Origin of the sequence: Bradyrhizobium sp., from assembly GCF_035935975.1 — a bacterium.
In the GTDB taxonomy this organism is placed as follows: Bacteria; Pseudomonadota; Alphaproteobacteria; order Rhizobiales; family Xanthobacteraceae; genus Bradyrhizobium.
The window spans coordinates 202,073-221,699 of the sequence record NZ_DASYWN010000015.1 but is presented as its reverse complement, the minus strand read 5'-3'; the positions used below and the strand labels follow the sequence as shown (position 1 = coordinate 221,699).

14 protein-coding genes and 1 pseudogene are annotated in these 19,627 nt (G+C 60.4%); 11 read left to right on the top strand and 4 right to left on the bottom strand.

The genetic code is table 11. The features are described from left to right. Positions 1-3: 3 nt before the first annotated feature. A complete protein-coding gene (locus tag VGR99_RS08805; RefSeq protein ID WP_326897949.1) occupies positions 4-423 on the bottom strand; it encodes a hypothetical protein in 420 nt (139 codons plus the stop codon). Between the two features lie 196 nt (positions 424-619). Between VGR99_RS08805 and VGR99_RS08800 the strand changes: the two genes are divergently transcribed. The 8 genes and pseudogenes from VGR99_RS08800 (at position 620) to VGR99_RS08765 (ending at position 13,126) form a co-directional block, all read left to right on the top strand. Then, complete coding sequence (locus VGR99_RS08800) at positions 620-1,945, top strand: O-antigen ligase family protein (RefSeq protein ID WP_326897948.1); 1,326 nt, start codon at positions 620-622, stop codon at positions 1,943-1,945. A gap of 7 nt (positions 1,946-1,952) precedes the next feature. Then, a complete protein-coding gene (locus tag VGR99_RS08795; protein ID WP_326897947.1) occupies positions 1,953-3,311 on the top strand; it encodes a hypothetical protein in 1,359 nt (452 codons plus the stop codon). Then, positions 3,308-4,324: a glycosyltransferase family 2 protein gene (locus VGR99_RS08790; protein WP_326897946.1), complete on the top strand. Its 1,017-nt coding sequence runs from the start codon at positions 3,308-3,310 to the stop codon at positions 4,322-4,324. Before VGR99_RS08795 ends, VGR99_RS08790 begins: the two co-directional genes overlap by 4 nt. 46 nt (positions 4,325-4,370) lie before the next feature. Further along, entirely contained in the window at positions 4,371-5,444 is a 1,074-nt protein-coding gene (locus tag VGR99_RS08785; protein WP_326897945.1) for a glycosyltransferase family 4 protein, read from the top strand. Further along, positions 5,444-7,366 (top strand): acyltransferase family protein, encoded by a 1,923-nt coding sequence (locus VGR99_RS08780; protein ID WP_326897944.1) that lies wholly within the window; start codon positions 5,444-5,446, stop codon positions 7,364-7,366. Before VGR99_RS08785 ends, VGR99_RS08780 begins: the two co-directional genes overlap by 1 nt. A 145-nt stretch (positions 7,367-7,511) precedes the next feature. Further along, positions 7,512-7,769: a hypothetical protein gene (locus VGR99_RS08775; RefSeq protein ID WP_326897943.1), complete on the top strand. Its 258-nt coding sequence runs from the start codon at positions 7,512-7,514 to the stop codon at positions 7,767-7,769. Positions 7,770-7,961: 192 nt separating this feature from the next. Further along, entirely contained in the window at positions 7,962-12,113 is a 4,152-nt protein-coding gene (locus VGR99_RS08770) for an Ig-like domain-containing protein (protein WP_326897942.1), read from the top strand. Positions 12,114-12,200: 87 nt separating this feature from the next. Beyond that, positions 12,201-13,126, top strand: a pseudogene (locus VGR99_RS08765) (IS630 family transposase). Between the two features lie 401 nt (positions 13,127-13,527). Here VGR99_RS08765 and VGR99_RS08760 read toward each other — a convergent pair. Together VGR99_RS08760 and VGR99_RS08755 are read right to left on the bottom strand one after the other, a co-directional pair. After that, complete coding sequence (locus VGR99_RS08760) at positions 13,528-14,736, bottom strand: polysaccharide biosynthesis/export family protein (RefSeq protein ID WP_414645100.1); 1,209 nt, start codon at positions 14,734-14,736, stop codon at positions 13,528-13,530. A gap of 187 nt (positions 14,737-14,923) precedes the next feature. Beyond that, positions 14,924-16,438 carry an undecaprenyl-phosphate glucose phosphotransferase gene (locus VGR99_RS08755; RefSeq protein ID WP_326897940.1) on the bottom strand — a complete coding sequence of 505 codons (1,515 nt, stop codon included), beginning with the start codon at positions 16,436-16,438 and terminating at the stop codon, positions 14,924-14,926. 180 nt (positions 16,439-16,618) lie between these two features. Here VGR99_RS08755 and VGR99_RS08750 point away from each other — a divergent pair, with 180 nt between their 5' ends. The 3 genes from VGR99_RS08750 (at position 16,619) to VGR99_RS08740 (ending at position 18,979) form a co-directional block, all read left to right on the top strand. After that, positions 16,619-17,173: a hypothetical protein gene (locus tag VGR99_RS08750; protein WP_326897939.1), complete on the top strand. Its 555-nt coding sequence runs from the start codon at positions 16,619-16,621 to the stop codon at positions 17,171-17,173. Positions 17,174-17,265: 92 nt separating this feature from the next. Further along, a complete protein-coding gene (locus tag VGR99_RS08745; protein WP_326897938.1) occupies positions 17,266-17,568 on the top strand; it encodes a hypothetical protein in 303 nt (100 codons plus the stop codon). Between the two features lie 172 nt (positions 17,569-17,740). Next, positions 17,741-18,979: a hypothetical protein gene (locus VGR99_RS08740; protein WP_326897937.1), complete on the top strand. Its 1,239-nt coding sequence runs from the start codon at positions 17,741-17,743 to the stop codon at positions 18,977-18,979. A gap of 2 nt (positions 18,980-18,981) precedes the next feature. Here VGR99_RS08740 and VGR99_RS08735 read toward each other — a convergent pair whose 3' ends face one another. Continuing rightward, positions 18,982-19,587: a transglutaminase-like cysteine peptidase gene (locus VGR99_RS08735; RefSeq protein ID WP_326897936.1), complete on the bottom strand. Its 606-nt coding sequence runs from the start codon at positions 19,585-19,587 to the stop codon at positions 18,982-18,984. Positions 19,588-19,627 lie beyond the last annotated feature (40 nt).

Genomic DNA, 19,627 nt, shown 5'->3' with positions numbered 1-19,627 from the left:
CTATCAATGCGCTACCGGCTCCCAGCGGCGCTCCCGGGTCGGCGCATCGCTGACCTGAACCGTGGCTTCGATCGTCGTCTCCCCGGGGACACGGAGTGCGCTTCCCTTCACCAGCAACTGGAAGGTGTCGGATTCCTTCGAAGGGCCGGCAATGTAGTGAAATGACGGACCATTGATCGCGATGCGGCCGAATTTCGGCTGACTCATGACTACAACTTGATCAATGAGAAGAGTCGACCAACGCAGTCCCTGGACGCATTCCGCGCCAGGGCGCAGTTCAATGGCCCAGTTTACAACGTCCGAGCGAAGCCGGATCGGCTCCGGACGGAGGATGCAGGTGCCACCCGCCTGCGCAGGTGCCCGACCGGTAAGCATTATGAACAGGATGACCAGGAGAACGAAGCGAGCAGTCTGGCTGGGCATGGTAAAGGCCACTTGGCGGAGCCCCCCAAAGGCAACGCGTAAACTGTAGCGGCAACCATATTAGTGCCGACATTGCACCGCAACAAACATCGCGGTAGTATCGATTAAAGCTGCCCGCCTTACGCACGGTTGCGACGATCAGGCGGCCTTCGCTTTCAATATTGCCAGTCCACACGCGAACCAACCTCCGGCAGGAATGACCATTCAATCCGTACGAAGCGCTTCGATTGCTCTTCACCGCAGACCTGCGCCGCCCTCGGTGCCGATCGCCAGCCTGACGATGTACACGCTGCTCGGTTTGATGGTGGCCGGTCCATACCTGACGCTGAAGACTCTCCCCTACACGGGTGAGGGAAGCGTTCTCAGACAACTTGCCTTCAGCGGTGTCTATGTCGCGGCCATGGTCGCGGCGCGCGTCGCGGCCAATCCGCGCCGCCTCTTCCCGCTCCCGTTGAGCCTCGGACTGACGCTGCTGTGGTTTTGGTTGAGCCTGACCTGGGCGGTCGATCCCGACATCGCCATGCGCCGCCTCCTGCTCACGACGATGATCGTGCTCACCGTCTTCAGCATGGTCGACATATTGGGTTATGCGAGGACCATTCTCATCTTCCGGGAGATGATGATTGTGATTCTCATCATCAATTTCCTGTCCGTCATTCTGTTGCCGTCGGTCGGTATTCACCAGCAGCTGGACGTCGAGGGATTTGGTCTCGATCCGGAACTGGTCGGAAACTGGAAGGGAGTTCTGACGCAGAAGAACTTCGCGGGCGCGGTCTGTGCGCTCACCATCACGGTATTCCTGTTTGACGCTCGTTCGATCAAGACCTGGGTTCGCTGGGCTGTCATCCTGGGCAGCGCGTTTTTCCTGTACAAGACGCATGCAAAAACCTCGATGGGCATGATCATCATGTCCCTTGCAGCCGGGTGGGCGTTCCAGGCCTACAATCCGAGATTTCGACCGCTGCTCCTGCCGGCCTTGCTGGGTACGCTCCTGGTGATCGTCGGCTTGGCGATTGCATATTGGAGCAACATCCAAGCGATATTCAGCCGACCGGACGCATTTACGGGACGTGTGCATATCTGGTCGACGCTGCTCGCGTATTGGAAAGACCATTGGCTCCTGGGCTCGGGTTATGGATCGTTCTGGAATATCGGCGGCAACAGAAGTCCCCTGTACCATTATGTCAGAGAGACCGACTGGGTCGCGCTCGTCGCGATCGGACACAACGGCTTCATCGACCTGCTCTGCCAGACCGGACTTCCGGGACTCGTCCTGGTGATCCTGTCGACTGTGATCATTCCGCTCGCAAACCTGGGGGGCGGATCAATCCCCCGCAGCCAGCGCGGCCTGCTCGCATGCTTCTTGATCTTCTGCGTCGGTCACAATCTTACGGAAACGAGCGTGCTGGATCGTGACTCCATCGTGGGAATCCTCCTGATGTTCACGATCGCATTGATTCTGGCCTCCGCACGCGCCGCGCAGCCCGCCCCCGGGGCTGCGGCGCCCAGCCTGCATGGTTGATCGACTTTTGAGCGAGGGCAGCAGACAACACTCCGGACTTGAAAAGGCGCTCCGGTACGGCCTGGCAGCGGTCGGACCGATCGCGACGGCCGGCAGCCAGTTCATTCTTTCGCTGCAGCTTCTGCATGTGCTCGACATCAAGTCGTTCGGCAGTTTCGCCTTCCTGCTGGTCACGTCCCAGTTCAGCAGCGGGGTCTGGAGCGCATTGTTCTGCGCGCCGCTTCCCGTGCTGGTCACACAGGGCTCCGCGGAGCAACGGCAAACGATGTTGCGTTGCCTTTTCGCGACCAACCTCGTGCTTGCAGCGGCTGCGTTCTTGGTATTCTGGGCCCTGGGCGAGGCGCTTGGCGTCGCGCATGGTGCGGCCGCGCTGTTCGCCGGATATGGCGCTTTCGCGCTCCTGCGCTGGTTCGGCCGGGCCTACGCATACGTTACCGGACGGCAGATCAGGGCGACCATGTCGGATCTGCTGTACAGCCTCGCGCTGCTCGCGGGCCTCGGGGCCATCTACCTCACGAAATCGTCCGACCTTTATCTGCCGAACGCAGCGCTTATGGTCAGCGCCATATTGAGCCTGATTCCATTTGGAAGCTCCTATCTGGTCCAGCAATTCGTCAAACTCTCCTTCCGCGACATTCCCCACTATCGCGAAGTCTGGCGCCGGCATTCGAGCTGGTCGCTGACCGGCGTGGTGACCACAGAGGCCACGGCCAATGCGCACGCCTATATCGTCACCTTCTTTCTCGGTCCGACTGCGTTCGCTCCCTTGTCGGCGAGCGCATTGCTGATCCGTCCGATCAGCGTCGTCATGAATGCGCTGACCGACTTCGAACGTCCGCAGATGGCGCGTCAGCTCGACGCCGGCCGCTTCGACGGTGCGTTGCATTCTCTGCGCACTTTCCGCGTTGCCATGATCGGAATCTGGGCGTTGACCGCACTGGCCGCCGCAACTCTCATCGCGTTCGCTCCGCGCCTGGTCTTTCCGGAGCGCTATGCGATCAACTACCTGGCCGTCGCGACCACGTTGTGGATGGCAGTCGCGGGCATGCGATCGTTGCGAACCGCCGACAGCGTCCTGCTCCAGGCGGGCGGCGTATTTCGGCAGCTCGCCTACGCGAGCATGATCTCGTCAGGCGTATCGGTGCTTGCGGTCGTCGCACTGCTGGTCTGGGGCGGGCCTCTCTGGTCGATCGCGGGAATTCTGATCGGCGAGGCGGTTTATGCCGCCTGGATCTGGCGCGAGGCAGCTATCTGGCGACGTCGCCAGCTCGCCGCCAGCTCCGATTCCGCCGCCCCGATCGCAACTTCGTCCGATGCCGCTCGAACACAACAACGCGACCGTGTCGAGGAGGAGCAGGCTTCATGAAGGTCTCCGTCGGCATCAAGGCCCTGAATGAGGAAAGCCACATCGCCGCATCGGTAGCGAGCGCTGTCGAAGCCGTTCGGCCTTTCGGCGGCGAGGTCATCCTGGCCGACAGCGGCTCGACTGACCGCACGATAGAGATTGCAAAGCAGTTTCCCGTAAGGATCTATCAACTCGCAACTCCGTCGGAGCGCTCGTGCGGCATCGGCGCGCAGCTCGCCTTTCAGCATGCCGAAGGTGATTATTTCTACCTGCTGGACGGAGACATGGTGCTCGATCCGGCATTCCTCCCCGCAGGGATCTCCTTTCTTGAATCCAATTCCGGATTCGCGGCAGTCGGCGGTCGCGTTCGCGAAGTCAACACCGATACCGAGGAATACAGAATCCGCGCCAACACGGTGCAGGCCGACGCCAACTGGCGGCCGGGAACGGTCGATCGGCTGGATTGTGGTGGCCTCTACCGCATGTCCGCGCTCAAGGAGCTCGGCTACTTCGCTGACCGCAATCTGCACGCCTTCGAGGAATTCGAGCTCGGCGCGCGATTGCGCGAGCGAGGCTGGCAACTCGCCCGGATCGATGTTCCGGCCGTCGATCACCACGGTCATACGATGGGAAGCTTCAAGCTGCTGTGGCGGCGGTTGAAATCAGGCTACGCGGCGGCGCATGGCGAGGTCTTGCGCGGCGCGATCGGCAAGCCGCATCTGTCCCTGGTCGTCCGGCACCTTAGCCATATCAGGAACAGCATCGCCGTGATCGCCTGGTGGGCCGCGCTGATTATACTCGGCTTCCTGTATCCGCTCCTCGCCCTGCTCCTCCTCGTCCTGCCTTTGCTGCTGCTGGTCGTGCGCAGAAAGTCGCTTCGGCTCGGTCTCTACTCGTTCACGATGTGGAACACCTATGCCTGGGGGCTTCTTGCCGGACTGTTCAGCTCCCGCACGCCGCCCGAGCGGAAGATCGATTCGGTCGAGCTTGCGGCACAACTTCCCGAGAAGGCGCAGGCCGCCCACCAGCGATGACAACTCGCTTCCGACGTTTGCAAATGATTTCCAGCAGAGCAGCTCGATGAAACGCATATCGGTGATTGCGCCGCATTTCCAGGAGTACTCGCTGCTCTTTGCCAACGCGCTGTCGCGTCATGCTCCCGTCATGCTGTTTATCGATCTGAAGCGACTGAAGAGCGAATTCAGCGACCGCCAGATGCCCGTCGCCGCCAACGTCACCATACAGCACGTCGGGCTTAATTCGATCCTCGATGTATTCCGAATTCTGTTCGGGATGCTTCGATCCCGCCCCAACGAATTGTTCGTTCAAGAAGCTTCCGGCCTGCTCAAGTCGATCATCTGCGCCTGCGTGGTCACCGTCGCCAGGCCGTTCTGCAAGATTGTCCTGACTGTGCATGATCCGGTGCCGCATTCGGGACGCGATGCGGCGATCGCTGGCCGGCTTGATCGCTTTCGTCGCTATGTCCGCGGGCGGGCTCATGTCGTTCTGGTGCACGGACGATATTGTTACGACGAGTACGTCGCGAACCACAGCTTTCCCGGACAGAAGGTTCATATCACGGAGCATGGCGTCATCCTGTCCGACGGGGATGCCACCAAGATTCCTTCCGCTCCATTCAGCATCCTGTTCTTCGGCCGCATGGAAGAATACAAGGGCGTGGATGTGCTGTGCGAGGCCACCGAGATCCTGAGGGACGAGAAAGTCGACTTCAGGCTCCGGATCGCCGGCCGGGGACCCGAGATCGATCGTTTCCAGCAACGCTACGAGAGCATTCCCGGCGTCGAAGTGCTCAACACGTTCGTTCCTGCAAAGGGACTGGTCGAAGCGATCGTTGATGCCGATTGCGTCGTCTTGCCGTATTTGAGCGCGACGCAGAGCGGCGTTCTGGCGGGCGCCTTCGCCAATGGCCGCTTCGTGATTGCGAGCCGGGTTGGCGGTATTCCCGACATCGTCACGCACATGGAGGACGGAATTCTCGTGCCGCCGAACGATGCTCGGGCATTGGCGGACGCGCTGAAGCTCGCCGCATCCGACCGGGAACTCCGCCAGCGTTTGAAAGCCGGCGCGCGTCACACCACTGACACACGGCTTCGCTGGGACAGGATCGTCGATAACCTGCGCTCGGTCTGTTGATGTCGTCGTCCGAGGTCCGCTACCGCCCAGACATCGACGGCCTGCGGGCCGTCGCCGTCGTTGGCGTGCTGATCTTTCACGTTGCCCAATCGTTTCTTCGCGGAGGCTATGTCGGCGTCGACGTCTTTTTCGTGATTTCCGGCTATCTGATCAGCTCGAACATCCTTGCGCAGGCCGAGCAGGGAAAGTTCAGCATCGCGCGATTCTACGAGCACCGGCTGCGACGGATATTTCCGGCCTATGCCGTCGTGCTGGCTTTCACCACCGCGGCGGTCGTCTGGAAATTCGTCCCAAGCGAGATCAGCGCCTATGCGAAGGCGCTTGGGGCTGCGATCGCATCCATCACAAATATCTACTTCTGGGCCACATCGGACTATTTCGCGGTTACAGCCGAAGAACTGCCCCTGCTGCACACCTGGTCGCTTGCGGTCGAAGAGCAGTTCTATCTTCTGTTTCCATTTCTGGTCGTTGCCATCCATCGATGGTGTCCCGGACGGCACGCCGTGGCCGTGCTCGCGATCTTTCTCGTCTCATTGGCCGTCAGCATATGGGGCGCCTACGCCGCTCCGATCGCCACCTTTTATCTTCTTCCGACGCGCGCCTGGGAGCTTCTCCTCGGGACTTTACTTGCGCTCAAGATCGGACCATCGCCTCGAACCGAACTGCAGCGAAACCTGACGGCCGGCGCGGGGCTCGCGCTGATCGCGCTGCCCATGATTCTGTATTGGCCGTACACGCGCTTTCCGGGACTGGCAGCTGTTCCCCCCTGTCTGGGCGCCGCCCTGATCATGCTGGCCGGCGAGACCGGCGGCAGCCTGGTCGGACGGCTATTGTCGATGCGTCCCGTCGTGTTCGTCGGGCTGATCTCATACTCGCTCTATCTGTGGCACTGGCCTCTCATGGTGCTTCAGCGCACCGACTTCCTGCTGGTCCATAGCGACTCCCGTCTCGTCACCCGCGGAGCCGTCTTCGTCGCATCGTTTATCTGCGCTTTTCTGTCCTGGTGGATCGTCGAACGGAGTACGCGAAATCGCCGGCTCGTTTCTTCCAAAACCATCGTCCTGGGTTCCGGTGTTGCAGCATTGGCACTGCTGCTGGCAGCCGGGGTGCTGGGCTATACCGGCGGCCTCCAGCAGCGTCTCTCGCCCGAAGCTTTGGCCGTCGCGCGTTATCTCGACTACGATGAAAAGAAGCAGTTTCGCGAGGGCAGCTGTTTTCTGGACCGCGACACGCCGTTTCAGCGCTTCGACCGGACGGCCTGTCTTCCAGACGTTCCGGGCCGCCCGAACTATCTCCTGATCGGCGACAGCCATGCTGCCGCCCTCTCCTCCGGACTGCGTCAGGCTTTTTCCGACGCGAACGTCCTTCAGCTCTCGGGCGTCGGCTGTCCGCCGACGATCAAGCTTCAGCCTGCTGCGAGCGAGGCGTGCAGCGGACTGAATCGTCTTGCTTTCGAGGAGATCCCAAACACGCGCAAGATCACCAAGGCCTGGCTGGTGGCGCGATGGAACGTCGGACGACTCGGCCAAGGGCCCGGCTGGAACAGCGATTGGCTGGCGGATCTGCTGCAGACCGTGGAGGAGCTGCGGCGGCATGGGATCAATCCCATCGTCATCGGTCCGATGCCCGAATATGCGGCGCGCTTGCCGAGGTTGCTGGCGAAGTCTATCGAGGCCCGCGACCCCGGTCTTGTCGCCCGTTCCGTGGCGTCCGACTCGCTCGCGCTGGATCGCCAGATGGCCGACTTCTCCCGCCAGCATGGCATCGCCTATGTATCTCTGGCCGAAGCCGTTTGCTCCGGCTCCGACAGAAGCTGCATGACCTACGCAGCCCCCGGAGTGCCGCTTCTGTTCGATAGCGACCATCTGACGGACATCGGCGCAGCGCTTGTCGCGGAGAAGATCTCACCGCAGCTTCGGTGATTGCACATGACCATCCGCTGCATCCGCGTCGCGTCATGACGTATCACGATCGGCATCTCACGGGCGCTCTCCCGTATTACTACGGAAATCGAAAACAGAATAAGACCGTCTCGCTCGTAGTTTCTTCATCTCGTTCGATGAAAACGTGAATCAGCTGATCGAGAGAAAACGCGTCTCGATAGCGGGTCCACCGCATATTTTTTTGGCGGACAGCCGACGCGTCTTCGTGTCGCGGCTCTCAATCGCCTCATTCAAACGAACGAGGCTGCAGCGGAACACATTCCGCGATCATCCGATCGATCAACGCGCGAAACTCCCCATTTTCGCGAGAAAACGCGGCATTATCTCCAGTCGCACCGACAAGAATGCGGAATCGCAAGCTGCTTGCGCGACAGCTTTGTGACGAAACGTTTCATTCACCGTGTTGTCTGCGCGAGCGACATGCTCATTATTTGCGCCTGCAAGAACCGTCGACGCCAAATTCTGAACAGATTATTGACCGAAGTAGCGCCTACCAAGGTTGAGCGCGACGATTCATATTTGGACTATTTGTTGTAAATCTTGAGGGTCACACGAAGCTGAAATTTGCAAATGAGTGGCTTTTTGCGCCGAGGAATTCAAGGAGAGGCGCATGGCTACCTACGTTACTGCGAACGGATTGGTGCTCCCAATCTCTCAGACGCCAGACAACTGGCCCGCAGGCACGACAGCTTCGGAAACGCAAATCGGCACTTCCGGAAATGATCAGTTCCAAGGCGCGGGCGGCGATCTTCTGATCGGCGGCGCTGGCGACGACACGTATTTTCTCTGGGATTCGGTATCCTCGATCACGGAGCAGGCTGGCCAGGGAGTAGACACCGTCTACGCCGAATATTGGGGTGCGGCCACCCTTTCCGACAATGTCGAAAATCTGTTCCTGATGTCCGACGGTTCGACTTCGGGAACAGGCAACGCATTGAACAACATCATCGTGGCTGGCGCGATTGGTGCAACGCTAGACGGCGGCGTAGGCGATGACGTTCTGGTTGGCGGCGCAGGAGCCGATATCTTCAAGGTCACAGCAGGCAACGGCTCTGATGCGATCGTGAATTTCAAGCCGAGCAGCGACGTCGTCAAACTGAACGGCTACGGCATATCGAGCTTCGATCAATTGATGTCGCTCGCGACGCAGAACGGTTCCGACGTGCAATTTTCCTTCGCCAATGGCGAGAAGCTCGTCCTGCGCGACGTCAACCTTTCCGATTTGAGCGCCTACGACTTCGGTCTGCCCGCCCCGGTCTCGGCGCTGCAGCCCGGCTATAGCCAGTTGGTCGGATCGGGCGAGATCGCCGTCGCGAACGGCTGGGTGATCTTCAACAATGTCTGGAATCCGGGGAACCTCGGATCCACGGACTATTCGATCACCGGCTCCTACAAGGCCGCCGACCTCACCGACCACACGACGTTCACCTGGTCGTTTCCGCTCGTCACCGAAGCCGTCTCGACCGTTCGCGCCTATCCCGAAATCAGCTTCGGACCGAACCCTCTCAGCGACGTTCAGACCCCGGCCCCCGGCGCCGTCTTCCCGGTCCAACTGAGCGCCCTGTCCGGTCTCACCGCGAGTTTCGACCTTTCCTACCAGGGAAACATGGACGGCTTCGACGTCTCCTTTGACGTCTGGCTGACCAGCGTACCGAACGGTGGAGTATCGACCATTACAAACGAGGTGATGGTCTGGCTGCACAAGGGCGACGTCAAGCCGTACGGCGATCTGATCGGGACCTATCAGGACGGCACCATCTCCGCCAAGATCTATCATGGCGACAACAATGGTCGCCCCTACACCGCCGTCGTCCTCGATACGGACCTGCCCGCAGGCAGCATCGACTTCGGCGCGATTCTGAACAAGCTCCAGAGCCTTGGCATCGTATCTTCCAGCGAATATCTGGCTTCGATCGAACTTGGTGCCGAGGTCGTTTCCGGCGCGGGCTCGCTGACCATCAACGATCTCAATTTCGCCGTCAAAACCAAAGACGCGCTCGGAGCCGTAACGTCGACCACGATTACCGGCACCGACGTCTCAAGCACCGTGACTTCGCCCGGCACGACCTCGGTGCCGGTAATCGGCTCGTTCTCACCCGACACCAACGTGGTCGGGGACGGCCTCACCAGCGCCAACAAGATCACCTTGAACGGAGGCGCAGCGGTCGTCGGCAGCACCATCGAGATCTATGATGGCGGCACCAAGATCGGAACGGCGATCACGGGAGCGGATAATTCCTGGTCGTTCACGACTTCGACGCTGTCGGATGGCACCCACGTCTTCACCAGCAAGATGGTCGACTCCGCTGGCAACGTCAGCGCGTCTTCGACAGCGCTGAACGTGACGGTTGACACGACTGCGCCAAATGCGCCGACCTTGCTATCGATCACTCCGGACAGCAACATCGTGGGCGACGGCATCACCAGCGCCAATCAGATCACCCTGCACGGCGCGGCAGCGGCCGGCATTACCGTGCAGATATACGAGAGTGGCAACCTCATCGGGAGTGCCGTTGCAGGCAGCGACGGTCTGTGGTCGTTCGCGACAGCGACGCTGTCGGACGGCAAGTACAGCTTCAGCAGCAAGGCGATCGACGCGGCGGGCAATGTCAGCGCAACGTCCGCCTCGTACGGCGTGACGGTCGATACTGTCGCACCGAACAAGCCTGCGTTCTCCGGGACCGCGCCTGACGGACACGTGGTGACCAATGGAGCCACCAATGTCAATCACATCACGCTGAACGGAGCTGCGCTGCCGAACAGCACGATCAAGATTTTCGACGGGAGCACCCAGATCGGAACCGCCACCGTCGACGGCAACGGTATCTGGACTTTCGTCACTGCGGCCCTGGCCGACGGCAGTCACACGCTGACCGCCAAGACCATGGACGCAGCAGGCAATCTCAGCGCCGCATCGACCGCCCTGAGCATCACGGTGGATACCGTTGCGCCCGATGCGCCGGTCCTGTTGTCGTTCTCGCCTGACAGCAATGTCGCCGGCGACGGCATCACCAGCGCCAACCACATCACGCTGAACGGCGCCGCAGCGACCGGCAGTACCATAAAGATCTATGATGGCGGCACCTTGATCGGTACTGCCGTCGCCGACAGCAGCGGGCTCTGGTCATATGCGACCAGCACGCTGTCGGACGGTACTCATTCGTTCACCAGCAAAGTGGTCGATACGGCCGGCAATTTCAGCGCGGCGTCCTCCGCGATGAAAGTGACAATCGATACGGTGGCGCCGAACAAGCCCGGCTTCTCCGCATTTGCTCCCGATGGCCACCTCGTTACCAGTGGTGCCGTTAACGTCAACCACATCACCATGAACGGCGGCGCAGCGGCCAACACCACCGTCAAGATATTCGACGGAACCACGCAAATCGGAACCGCGTCGGTAGACAGCACCGGCGTATGGTCCTTTACGACCGCCACACTGGCCGACGGCAACCACACTCTCACCGCCAAAACCATGGATGCGGCGGGCAATCTCAGCGCGGCATCAACCGCCCTGAGCATCACGGTGGACATCGTTGCGCCCGATGCACCCGCCCTGCAGTCGTTCTCTCCCGACAGCAACGTCGTCGGTGACGGCATCACGAGCGCCAATCAGATTACCCTGAATGGCGCGGCAGCAGTCGGCGCGACCATCAAGATCTACGACGGCAGCATTCTGATCGGCACCGCCGTCGCGGACAGCAGCGGGCTCTGGTCATACGCGACGGCCGCGCTGTCGGACGGCTCGCACACCTTCACCAGCAAGGCAGTCGATACGGCGGGCAATTACAGCGTGACGTCCTCGGCCCTGAAGGTCACGGTCGACACCGTGGCTCCCAACAAGCCGGGTTTCTCCGCCTTCGCGCCCGACGGCCACCTTATCACCAGCGGAGCCACGAATGCCAACCACATCATGCTCGACGGTGGCGCTGCGGCCAACAGCACCGTCAAGATCTATGACGGAACCACGCAGATCGGAACCGCATCGGTCGACGGCAACGGCGTATGGTCGTTCACGACCGCAACGCTGACCGACGGCAATCACACGCTCACCGCCAAGGCCATGGACGCGGCCGGCAATCTCAGCGCAGCCTCGACTGCTCTGAACGTCGCGGTCGATACCGTTGCGCCCGATGCACCGGCCGTGCTGTCGTTCTCCCCTGACAGCAATGTCGTTGGCGACGGCATTACGAATGCCAAACAGATCACGCTGACAGGCGCGGCGACAGCAGGTCTCACCGTCAAGATCTATGACGGCACCACGCAGATCGGCAGCACGACCGCGGGAAGCGATGGCGCCTGGTCCTTTGCCACGGCGGCACTGTCCGACGGCACCCATAACTTCACGAGCAAGGCGGTCGACACAGCCGGCAATGTCAGTGCGGCTTCTTCTGCCCTGAAGGTAATCGTCGACACGGTCGCGCCGAACGCGCCCAACTTCACGACCTACGACACGAGTGGCCATGCGATTAGCAACGGCGCGTCGACCAATGTCGATCAGTTCACCCTGAAGGGCGGTGCCGCAGCCAACATGACGATCGAGATATTCGACGGCTCGACACGGATCGGCACGACGACGACCAATAGCAGCGGCGCCTGGTCGTTTACGACCGCCGCCCTCAGCGACGGCAGTCACGCGATTACCGGAGATGCAGTGGACGCCGCCGGGAATCACAGCGCGGTGTCGGCCGCGCTGAACGTGACAGTCTGGCACGACCTCGTCGTCTAGAGCATGTTGTTTTTGACTGGAATCGGGATTCCCAGCAAGTGGGATTTCTGATTCAACATCCATGCTGGAGGGCGAAGGCCAGCATGGATGATGCGACCCTATTCTGAAGACATCCGTGAACGAGCTTTGGCGCGAGCTGACGCGGGCGAGACGGTTCGTTCGATTGCAGAGGCGCTACAGATCAGCCCCTCCTGCGTGACGAAGTGAAAGAATCTGAGACGGGATACCGGAGGCCTGTCACCCGGTCAGATCGGCGGCCACAAGAAGCGGGTTCTGTCGGATGCCAACGCCGACTGGCTGCGCAAGCGCATTCGCTCGGGGCCAATCACCTTGCGCAAGCTGACGTAGAAACTGGCTGCACGCGGGATTAAGACAGACGTGCGGGCGGTGTGGACTTTTGTTCACACTGAGGGGCTCAGCTTCAAAAAAACACTTCTACCAGCCGAGCAGGATCGCCCCGACGTCGCCCGTAAGCGGCCCGCTGGAAAGCCCATCAAGGCAGGATCGATGTCGCGTGGTTGATTTTTATCGGCGAGACGTGGATTAAAACCGATATGGCGCCGTTACGCGGCTGGGGACCCTGTGGGCAGCGCCTCCAGGCCTCTGCGCCCACTGGAAGACCATGACCTTTATCGCAGCGCTGCGTCACGATCGGATCAGCGCACCTTGGGTGATTGATGGTCCTATCAAAGGCGAGCTCTTCACGCTGTATGTCGAAAAGGTGCTGGCACCCACCCTTGCACCGGGCGAGATCTTCATTCTCGACAATCTTGGCAGTCACAAGGGCAAAGCGGCTCGCCAAGCCATTCGCGCCAGAGGCGACCTTCCTGCCGGCCTATAGCCCCGACCTCCATCCGATCGAGTAGGTCTTCGCCAAACTCAAACACCTCATGCCAGCTGCAGAACCTCGTGACGTGGAGCCAACCTGGCGAAAGGTCGGTGAACTCCTCGATCTCTTCTCCGAGGAGGAGTGCACCAACTACTTCAAAAACTCAGGCTATGTTTCCGTGTAAAAACAGCATGCTCTAGCTGTGGAGCACGCGGACCGACCGGGCGACCCAAGCTGCTGGAAGCAGCCTGGGTCGCCCGGCCGGTCCGCCGGTGGCGGTCTTCGCCGATAGAGGATGCCCCGGCCAGAGACGGTCTTGGCACGACGCTGCACCGGCACTCCGAACAGCCCACCGGCTCAGGCTGCAGCCTCCCAAACCGAAGCAAATTTCTTTTCGCTGATAACGAATCCCGCACGTCTGAAAGCCGACGATATCGCACGCACAGCGCATATCACCGTCCGCCAAGACCGCGCTTGTTGGCCGCACGGTTCATATCCTGCAACGAGCGCAGAGCTTAGACCTTGACCAACTCGCCGACCGACGTCGAACGACTGAGCACGGTCAAACCGTGCTCAGTCCGCGATTTAGTTGGTGTTCAGGGCGGTCCCGTTCTTGAGGTTAAGCCTCAGGATATTGGCATTGTTGGTCGTGACGATCGTGTCGTCTGCCGTAGCGACCACAGTCCGGACGAACTGCAGGAATTTCGCCGTGTCCACCGTCGCTGCGTTGGCCGCAAAGAGTACGTCCTTGTCGCGCATGTCGAACTTGGTCGCGAGGAAATATCCGGCCGGATCGCGGAAGTCCACGTTGTAGACGATCGGGACGAGAGGCCCGACGTACTTCGAACCGTCGACACCAAGACGTTCGGCGAGCTCGCGCGGCTCACGGCGGTAGACATAGACGCCGGCCGGCTCGGCCTGGGCGTCAAGCAGACCGCCCGCCTTGGCCATCGCCTGCGCCATCGTGATCTTCCACATATCGAACGGAAATTGTCCCTGTTGCCCCGAGGCGCCGAAAGCCAGGAAGACCTGAGGCTCGCGGTAGACATAGATGGTGTCGCCCGGATGCACCCACACGTTGTTCATCGGCGAGAAGACCAGCGCACCAAACGGCACGGTCGCACGCTTGCCGTTTCGTTCAAGAGTGACCCACGTCTCCCAACCCGGCCCCTTCGGACCACCTGCTCGCGTGATCGCGTCCAGAACGTGCTCACCCGCGGCATTCGCCGGGAAACGGTTCGGCTGATTGACCTCGCCAAGAACGCTGATCAGAGACGTATTCTGAGTGATCAACGCAACCACAACCTGCGGTTCGATGGCGCGATTTCCGATGGACTTGACGATATCCTGCTGCACCTCGGCCGGCGTACGGCCGACTGTGCGTACCGCGCCAGCATAGGGCACGGTGATATTGCCGGCGGAATCGACATTCTGGTTGGGCAGCGACACGAAGTTACCGGGGCGCACACCAGCCTCGGCCGGAATGAACAGGCCGCCCGCAGCCGCCTCGAAAATGGTCACAGACACCACGTCGCCGATGCCGAACTTGATGGTGTCCGGCCGCCTCTTGTCGGGGAACGATCCCGCCAAGGCGCCCGGGCCGTATTCCTGAAGGATGCCGACAACCTCCGGCGTCAACTTCACCAAGGCATAACGTGGACCGGAGTTGGTCTGCTCGGACTTGACCTGGAAGTCTTGGGGACCAGAACTCGGCATGATCGAACAACCTGCGCAAAACAGCAGGAGGCCGGCTAGCGCGGCGCGCTGAAAATACTCAAACTTCAAGCTTACCATCCCCAATTGACGATGCACGATTGCGGGAAAACCGTAGCTGAGTCAATCAGCCTCTGGGCCTTCGCGCCGTTTTGCGAAGCATGTTGCGCGTCCGCTACACGCTGGCGGCCATATGACAAATAAAAGGCACCGGCGACGTCATGCGTTCCCGCATGCGTCACCGATGCCGTTCGGTTGTGAACGTGCGTTAGTAAACGTTCCTGTTATGAACGACCTCGAAGCAGGTCATCATGATGATCTTGATATCCAGGGTGAGCGTCCAGTTATTGATATACCAGATGTCGCAGTCGACCCTGCCCTTCATTTGCTCGACCTTGGCCGTCTCACCTCGATAACCCTTGACCTGGGCCCAACCGGTGATTCCAGGCTTCACATGATGCCGGAACGCGTACTCGGAAAGCAGGTCACCGTAGTGATCGTCGTGCGCGAGAGCGTGGGGGCGCGGGCCGACAAGCGACATATCGCCCAGAAGCACGTTCAAGAGCTGCGGGATCTCATCAATGCTGGAGCGACGAAGAACCCTGCCGACCCGCGTCACGCGCGGATCGAACCGCTGCGCCTGCGTGACCACCGCGCCATCTTCCATGACGGTCATGGAGCGGAATTTGAAGATCGAGAACTGCTTCGCGTTGAAACCGTTTCTCTTCTGACGGAAGAAAACCGGCCCCGGCGAGTCGAGTTTGACAGCCACGGCGGTGAGAATCATCAGCGGAGCCAGAATGAGCAGGCCAATGCTGGCCCCGATGACATCGACGACGCGCTTGGCGAACTGCTCCCACTGCGAGAGAGGCCCTCTCTGAACTTCGACGGACAGAGACTTTCCCAAACGGTAAGACGGATTCGAAGCGACGGAGCGGATACGCCGGTCCGGCAAAAGACGAACCGGCAATGGAGAGACCCTGAGGCGATCCCGGATCAATTCCAGCTTGCGCGTATCATTCCAAGGAAGAGCCAGCACGATTTCATCGACCCCGCGATCACGCGCGATCGACAACGCGTTTTCCAGGGCGGTCTCTTCGTCTTCGGTCATTGAAAAACCGCCGACGCCTTCGGAGGACAACGTCACACGATCAAGCTCGGCAAGGCCGAAACGCTCGAGCATTTCATCCTGCCCCAAAGCGGCGAGCTCGGAGCGCGTGCCGAGCAACACGGTCGCCCGCCCCTGGACGCGTCCCTCGCTGACGGCGCTCAGGACCAGCCGCTTGGAGAAACGTCGAGAGATGATCAGCAAGAAAAACGCGAGCGTTCCGTAGCACAGCACGGACCCCCGCGAAAAAGACGCACCCACCTTCATCAGGAACGCGAGTTGAGACAGTAGAAGGATGACGAGCGACCACTGCAGGAAGATCCGGGCAGCATCCTTGCGCTTCGAGAACACCGCTCGCAAATCGTAGAAGCCGCTGGAATGTCCCAGCAACACATAGATCAGCGCGGACATGATGCCGGCGCCAAGCAACTGCTCTGGACTCTTGAAATCGCCGTTCGCAGCAAGTTGATACAGCGCGCCCCCAGCAACGCTAGAGAACGCGATCACCGCCGCATCCACCGACATCAGCAGATACTGGAGCGCTGCGTACGGGAATTTCCGCCCTAGCGCCGGCAAGAGCCAGGATCCGTTCTTGGGCGTTTCATGAACTTGCGAACCACGAAGTCCTTTGTCCGGCAGAGCCAAGGCGTCGGTGATCGACTCCTGAGGTACCATTAATCACCTCGTATGTTCGGCAAAGCCAACAAACTTAACGGGTACTAAAATACGATCTTGCACTGCATTACAATAAATTTGCGCATCGCAATAGATCAAATTTTATGGCAGCTAATGCCAAAGAATTAATCATCTCGTCAAGACGAAATTCCACGAATTTGCAATGACAAGGCAGCAACAATGCAATACAGAATTGTTCTCCTCGCGATGCTCGGGGTTTGGTTTGTCCATGCAAGCCTGGCCACCGCTCAAGATTGTCCGAATTGCGGCAATCCCCTCGCGCAATCCCAATTCAGCCAGAGCACTACGCTCGCGGATGGATGGCGATTGGTGAAGAGCCGCAATCCGGGCGGTGGGGGCGAAATCGTCTCGGTCATGCATGCGGTCGATACAGCGAAGTCCGACGTGGGACTTGCGGGCATGAGCCTGCGATGTGGCGCAATCGGTCCAGAAGTGATTCTGATTTTACTGGATCCGGTGCAATCGGCAGGACACCCCGTGGTGACCCTGAAGGCCGGTTCGATAAAGACCCAGTTCGAAGCATCGGTGCTGCAGGACGGACGCGCCATCTTGCTGCCCGTCGCTGCAACGGCCGTCTCGAACGCGGCCAAGAGAGGAGCCACCGAGGTCTCGATAACCATCGACACGCAACCTCAGAAAATTAACGGAGTCGTACCGCTTGCCGGTCTTTCGAGTGCTTTGACTTCACTGTCTGTACACTGTTCAGGGAAGTAACCTCGCCTCGAGGAGCGATTCGACGGAGGTCTGAAGCGGAATTCACTGTCTCTTAAGTGGCGGAAAAGAAGGTGCAATCGGGGAGCTTGCTCATGTTTGCGATTGCCATCTTCTTGTTTCTTGTCTGCGCGGTGCTGGCGTGGAGCTTTCGGGTCTGGATACTCGTTCCGATCTCGGGACTCGCTGTAGCCACGCAGGTGATCTCGGATCTGATCGGCGGAGCAAGCATCGGGACGATGCTGGGGTCAGCGCTCGTCATGGCGCTCGTCCCGCAACTCGGCTTTATGCTGGGCTTGTTTACGCGCTACGTCCTGTTCGCACTGCGCGCCCCCCTGCCCTCCGGACATCCGCAGAGCACGATCGCAAAACTTTACAAGCAGAACTCGGCTTCATAAAGTGTGACCAAAGTACGTCGTGGCTCCGACACCTTGTAGGCTGCTCCACTGACGCGATAGCTCACGGCCTACTCTGCAGATCGGCAAATACTGCTGCAGTTGATGTGCCGCCCGCGAGAGGTTAGCAGGATTGTCGGCACCACTAATCTGCTTGATTCTGCTGATAACCGCGATGCCCGCCTTTGCGATAAGCAATCAAGCTCTCGGCCGGGATATCAGCCTGACCGCAGCGGCGATCATTTTGGTTTTAGTCGCGCGCGAGGCGCCCGAAAAACTCAGCTTCGTCTTGCAGCGGCTGAAATTGTTCTGGCTCGCCGCCGCCTTGCCCCTGGCGTGGCTGGCGTTTCAACTCCTTCCACTCCCGGAGGGATCGCTGACCAACCCCTTATGGTCAGCCGCACCGCCCGCACTGGCCGGGCATTGGACCAGCGGGCACATCACGATAGACATCGACGCTACGTTTCGCAGCATGATCTCCTATCTCGGTGTGCTGGCGCTGACGATTGCCGCGGCGGTCATCGGGCGCGATCGTTCTCATGCCAAGGATCTGCTGACCGCCCTCAGTGTCGGATCGACGCTCACGGCGATCCTGCTGTTGATCGCCCGGTCCAGTCCCAACATCGGCCTGCCGGCGCCGGACAGCACCGGCGGAAGCGCCATGACCGCGATGACCGCGATGGCGATCGTCGCGAACGGCGCCATCCTGGTCATGACCGCGGCTCAGAGCGACACCGGCTGGTCGTTCGACCGCCTGGGATTTACTGCCTTCGCCGCCTTTGGAATCGCGATTTCATTCGTCGCATTGGAGGTCGCCGAATCCTTCGCCCTGTCCGCTGCAGCGCTGGCCGCACTCGCCGTCCAGGGCTTTTTCGTGCTCGTACGCCGCCTCAAATTCCGGTCATGGCAGGCTTTTTCGCTCGCTCTCGTGCTGGCCGCGCTAGCGATCAGCGTCGTAGCCGCCCGAAATCCGAGCCTGATCGATCTTGCCGATCGCGCTCGTCCGGAAGATTTTGCGGACGTTCAAAGGGCCCTCTCCGAGGCGCCATGGCCGGGCTCCGGAGTTGGCACGTTCGGCTATGCCATGCAGATGTACCGAAGCTTCGGTCTGCCGCCCATGTTGATCGCACCGTCAACGGCCATCGCGGTCTCGGTTGAATGGGGGCGCGCCGCATCATGGCTCATGATCGCGTCGGTGACACTGCTCTGCTTTGCGCTGTTCTGGGCGACCTTGCGGCGGTCCCGTGACACCTATTTTCCCCTGTTCGCCGCGACAGTCCTGCTCGTGACGCTATGGGAAGCCTTCCTCGACCCGAGCCTTCGGAGCAGCGTCGTTCAGACGACCATTGCAATAGCAATCGGGGTTGGCCTGTCGCAAAAAGTGAGCGAAGGCCGCCGTTCCGGCCGAGACTGATCTCAAACCCTGCGGTCCGCGATCGTCGTCCACAGCTTGCTGCTGTTCGGCAATTGCATGCGAACCCACCGATAGGGCGCCCGGGACCACGGCCGTAGCTGTGCATTGAGATTGTCCAGGACAACGTCGCCCTCGTTGGTTCGGACCACCAACACGAGGTGGTGTTCGCCGCTGGGCACGACCACTTCGCTCAGCAAGAGCACCCGGGCCGGCCAGCCGCGCTTCAGCAGTTCGTGGCGCTTGCTGACCGCATAGTCGTTACAATCGCCCCGCGCCGGGTTGAGAACCCAGGCCTCCTCGGCCTCGTTGTCAAGCCGAGCGGCCACGATATCGCGATTGACCGCCTCGTTGACCTGCTTCAGATCCTTGAGCCGCTCGGGCGTGAGCTGGACCGGCCCTCCGCGAAACAGCGGACGGCTGCGGCATTCCGCCTCGTAGCGGTGACAGAAGCGGTTGAAGGCCATGGGGGGCAATGCAGGCGCGTCGAACTTGATGCGCTGAAGCAGGGGCCGAAGACCCATGGTGGATCCGAGCAGTCCCGCGGCCGCGGGCGCGGCAAGGCACCACGAGGCGATTGCAACGGCCAAACTTGCCGATATTCTGCGCATGTCTCTGCTCCCCACTTTCGGGAGAAGCTAAGTCGGACAG